Below are 5099 nucleotides of genomic sequence, written 5' to 3' on the forward strand. Positions count from 1 at the left end.
CGATGATGACCAGCGCGCGGCGCTGCTAGCCACGTTTCGCCAATTGCATCAGCAAATTCGCTGTAACGCCGATGAACAGGCGGCGCGCGCAGTGCTGGCGCTGATTAACCGATAATACTCTTGCAGGCAATGATACGCATGACGGGACCTTTTATCTATCCTGTAGCGCCACATATCGACGGCGTCAACGAAGTCGGACGCGGTCCTTTGGTAGGTGCAGTGGTGGACCGCCGCCGTTATCCTGGATCCCGCCTGGACGGTGACGGGGCTGACGGACTCGAAAAAGCTAAGTGAAAAGCAGCGCGAGGGTCTATATGAGGATATTACCCGATGCTTGCTATTCTAGAGTCGTGGAACGGGTCTAATCCTATGAAATTGACCATATCAATATTTTCAAGGCCATGCTGCTGGCGATGCAGCCGGCGGTCTAGTCTGGTCGTCGTGCCTGATCTTGTATTGGTGGACGTCAACCGCTGCTCCCTTTTGCCAATGTCTTCGTAGGCGGTAGTGAAAGGCGATAGCCGGGTGGTCGAAATCAGCGCCGCCTCAATCATTGCCAAAGTGACTCACGACCGGGAGATGGCTGCGATGCACCTGTAGTTCCCTGAATATAAATTCGCTCGGCATAAGGGGTATCCCGCCGCTTTCCACCTGGAAAATATGGTGCTGTATTGGGCAACCATACATCATCGACGAAGCTTTGCTCCAGTCCGACGGTTGCTGGAGCTGGCATGAACCTATCATTGTTGCGCGACGCGATCGTCTCGCCAACACTTCATATCGGGTAGCATTTATGGCTGAACCACGTTTTATTCACCTGCGCGTACACAGCGACTACTCTATGATCGATGGGCTGGTCAAAGTCGGCTCATTGGTAAAAAAAGCCGCGGCGCTGCATATGCCGGCGCTGGCTATCACGGATTTCACTAATTTATGCGGGCTGGTTAAATTTTACGGCAGCGCCCATGGCGCCGGCATCAAACCGATTATCGGTGCGGATTTTTTTGTGCAAAGCGAGATACTGGGCGACGAACTGGCGGAATTGACTATTCTGGCAGCCAATAATGTCGGCTACCAGCACTTGACCCTGCTGATTTCGGACGCCTACAAGCGCGGATATGGCGACGTCGGGCCAGTTATCGATCGCGACTGGCTGATTGAGCATCACGAGGGATTAATTCTGCTCTCCGGGGCGCGAAAAGGGGATGTCGGCAAATACCTGATACACGGCAATATACCCCAGGTGGAACAGTGCCTGGCGTTCTACGAGCGCTATTTCCCGGACCACTATTATCTGGAACTTATCCGCACCGGCCGGGTGGACGAAGAAAGCTACCTACACGCAGCTGTGGAGTTGGCGGCGCGCCGAGGCCTACCGGTAGTAGCCACCAATGACGTGCGTTTTACCAGCGCAGACGATTTCAACGCGCACGAAATCCGGGTAGCGATTCATGACGGCTTTACCATCGATGACGCCAAACGGCCGCGTAATTATAGCCCGCAGCAGTATATGCGCAGCGAAGAGGAGATGTGCGAGCTGTTCGACGATCTGCCAGAAGCGCTGGCCAATAGCGTGGAAATCGCCCGGCGCTGTAACGTCACCATTCGCTTCGGGGAATATTTCCTGCCGCAGTTTCCGACCGGCGAAATGTCCACCGAGGATTATCTGGTCAAATGCGCGCGCGAAGGCCTGGAGGAACGGCTAGCCTTCCTATTTCCCGATACTGATAAGCGGCGCGAGCGTCGCCCAGACTACGACGAACGTCTGGACACGGAGTTGCAGGTGATAAACCAGATGGGGTTCCCTGGTTACTTCCTGATAGTAATGGAGTTTATCCAGTGGTCGAAGGATAATGGTGTACCGGTCGGGCCGGGGCGCGGATCCGGCGCGGGCTCGCTGGTAGCCTATGCGCTGAAAATCACCGATCTTGACCCGCTGGCGTTCGATCTGCTGTTTGAACGTTTCCTGAACCCGGAACGAGTATCGATGCCGGACTTCGACGTCGATTTCTGCATGGAGAAGCGCGATCTGGTGATTGATCACGTGGCCGAGACCTACGGCCGAGATGCAGTTTCGCAAATTATCACTTTCGGCACCATGGCGGCTAAAGCGGTCATCCGAGACGTCGGCCGGGTGCTGGGCCATCCTTACGGCTTTGTAGATCGCATCTCTAAGCTAGTGCCGCCCGATCCCGGCATGACACTGGAAAAAGCCTTCGCCGCAGAGCCACAATTACAGGCTATCTATGATGCCGACGAAGAAGTTAAAGCGCTGATTGATATGGCACGCAAGCTCGAAGGTGTAACGCGTAACGCCGGAAAACACGCCGGGGGTGTGGTGATCTCGCCCACCAAAATTACCGATTTCGCGCCGCTTTATTGCGATGCCGAAGGCAACCATCCTGTTACCCAGTTCGATAAAAACGATGTGGAATACGTTGGCCTAGTGAAGTTTGACTTCCTTGGCTTGCGAACGCTGACCATCATCAATTGGGCGCTGGAAATGATTAATGCCCGACTCTCCCGTCAAGGTTTGAAGCCCATCGATATTGCGGCTATCTCCCTGGAGGATAAAAAAAGCTTCGATATGCTGCAGCGCTCCGAAACCACCGCGGTATTCCAGCTGGAATCTCGCGGCATGAAGGATCTGATAAAGCGCCTGCAGCCCGACTGTTTCGAGGATATGATCGCGCTGGTGGCGCTGTTCCGGCCAGGCCCGCTGCAATCGGGCATGGTGGACAACTTTATTGACCGCAAGCACGGCCGCGAAGCCATCTCCTATCCTGATATCGAGTGGCAACACCCATCGCTGCAACCCGTGCTGGAGCCGACTTACGGTATCATCCTTTACCAGGAACAGGTGATGCAGATAGCCCAGGTGCTAGCGGGTTATACCCTAGGAGGCGCGGATATGCTGCGCCGCGCCATGGGAAAAAAGAAGCCGGAAGAGATGGCCAAACAGCGTTCAGTATTCAAAGCCGGCGCGGAAAGTATCGGCGTCAACGGCGAACTGTCGATGAAGATCTTCGATCTGGTGGAGAAGTTCTCAGGCTACGGCTTCAACAAATCCCACTCTGCCGCCTATGCGCTGGTATCGTATCAGACGCTGTGGTTGAAAGCCCATTATCCCGCCGAATTCATGGCAGCGGTAATGACCGCTGATATGGACAACACCGAAAAAGTCGTGGGGCTGGTTGACGAATGTTTGCGCATGGGCCTGAAAGTCTTGCCGCCGGATATCAATAGCGGCCAGTACCATTTTCACGTCAATGAAGAGGGTGATATAGTCTACGGCATCGGCGCCATCAAAGGCGTGGGGCAAGGGCCTATCGAAGCGATTATCGAGGCGCGCAATCAGGACGGTCATTTCCGTGAATTGTTTGATCTGTGTGCGCGTACCGATATCAAAAAACTCAATCGCCGCGTGCTGGAAAAGCTGATTATGTCCGGCGCTTTCGACCGCCTGGGGCCGCACCGCGCTGCGCTGACGAATTCTCTCGGCGACGCGCTCAAGACTGCCGATCAGCATGCCAAAGCCGAGGCTATTGGTCAGGGTGATATGTTCGGCGTGTTGGCAGAGGAGCCGGAAGCAGTAGAATCCTCTTACAGTACTGTGGCGCCATGGCCGGAGCAGGTGGTGCTGGACGGCGAACGTGAAACTCTCGGCCTGTACTTGACCGGTCATCCCATCACCCAATATCTACGCGAGATTGAATGCTATGCTGGCGGAGTTCGCCTGAAGGATATGCACCCTACCGAGCGCGGCAAAATGGTGACCGCGGTGGGGCTGGTGCTGTTCGCTCGGGTGATGATCACCAAGCGGGGCAATCGGATCGGTGTTTGTACGCTAGACGATCGTTCCGGCCGGTTGGACGTGATGCTGTTCACAGATGCACTGGAAAAATACCAGCATTTATTGGAAAAAGACCGTATTCTTATCGCTCGGGGACAGGTTATCTTTGATGATTTCAACGGTGGACTGAAGATGACCGCCCGAGAATTGATGGATATTAGCGAAGCACGTGAAAAATATGCGCGCCGGCTTGCTATCTCACTGACCGACAGGCAAATTGATGACCAGTTTTTAAACCGTCTCCGTTTATCATTGGAACTGCATCGATCGGGGACGATTCCAGTACACCTTTATTATCAACGGCAAGATGCGCGAGCGCGGCTGCGCTTTGGAGCAGCTTGGCGGGTGACGCCGACTGACCGTTTACTGAACGACCTGCGAACACTTGTAGGAAATGAACAGGTGGAACTGGAATTTGACTAATTATAGGAATACTGTGAGTCTTAATTTTCTTGATTTTGAACAGCCGATTGCAGAGCTGGAGGCGAAAATTGACTCGCTGACCGCAGTCAGCCGTCAAGACGAAAAATTCGATATTAATCTTGATGAAGAGGTGCAGCGCTTGCGTGAAAAAAGCGTAGAGCTGACACGGAAAATTTTCTCCGATCTGAGCGCCTGGCAAATCGCTCAGCTGGCGCGACATCCGATGCGTCCCTATACGCTGGATTATGTGCGACATATCTTTACCGATTTTGACGAATTGGCAGGCGATCGCGCCTATGCCGATGATAAAGCCATCATCGGCGGCATTGCGCGTCTGGATTCACGGCCAGTTATGATTATCGGCCACCAGAAAGGGCGGGAAACGAAAGAGAAAATCCGCCGCAACTTCGGGATGCCGGCGCCGGAAGGTTACCGCAAGGCGCTGCGGTTGATGGAGATGGCGGATCGGTTCAGTCTGCCGCTGCTTACCTTCATCGATACGCCAGGCGCCTATCCGGGTGTCGGTGCCGAAAAGCGTGGCCAATCTGAGGCTATCGCGAAAAACCTGCGCGAAATGTCTGGCCTGAGGGTCCCGGTGATTTGTACCGTGATAGGCGAGGGTGGCTCCGGTGGCGCACTGGCGATTGGCGTGGGAGATAAGGTAAACATGTTGCAGTACAGCACCTATTCGGTAATCTCCCCGGAAGGCTGCGCCTCTATTTTGTGGAAAAATGCGGACAAAGCGCCAATCGCCGCTGAAGCGATGGGCATTATCGCTTCACGTCTGAAAGAGCTGAAGCTTATTGATAGTATCGTGCCGGAG

At 54.3% G+C, this 5099-nt stretch carries 3 protein-coding genes and 1 pseudogene; all 4 read left to right on the plus strand.

Annotated features, from left to right (window positions below; genetic code table 11):
* Window positions 1–115 (plus strand): hypothetical protein (locus BG74_RS15235; protein ID WP_244267038.1); only part of this gene is annotated, 115 nt, incomplete at its 5' end.
* Window positions 116–138: 23 nt separating this feature from the next.
* A pseudogene (rnhB, locus tag BG74_RS00140) lies at window positions 139–735 on the plus strand (ribonuclease HII).
* A gap of 58 nt (window positions 736–793) precedes the next feature.
* Window positions 794–4276: a DNA polymerase III subunit alpha gene (dnaE, locus tag BG74_RS00145; RefSeq protein ID WP_066595551.1), complete on the plus strand. Its 3483-nt coding sequence runs from the start codon at window positions 794–796 to the stop codon at window positions 4274–4276.
* Between the two features lie 13 nt (window positions 4277–4289).
* Window positions 4290–5099: acetyl-CoA carboxylase carboxyl transferase subunit alpha (gene accA / locus BG74_RS00150; protein WP_244267030.1), on the plus strand; the 810-nt coding region annotated here is incomplete at its 3' end.

This window comes from Sodalis-like endosymbiont of Proechinophthirus fluctus (assembly GCF_001602625.1).
GTDB lineage: Bacteria > Pseudomonadota > Gammaproteobacteria > Enterobacterales > Enterobacteriaceae.

What these genes read in the sequence shown, in the direction of transcription:
- dnaE (WP_066595551.1), top strand. Translation starts at nt 794, where the DNA reads ATGGCTGAACCACGTTTTATTCACCTGCGCGTACACAGCGACTACTCT.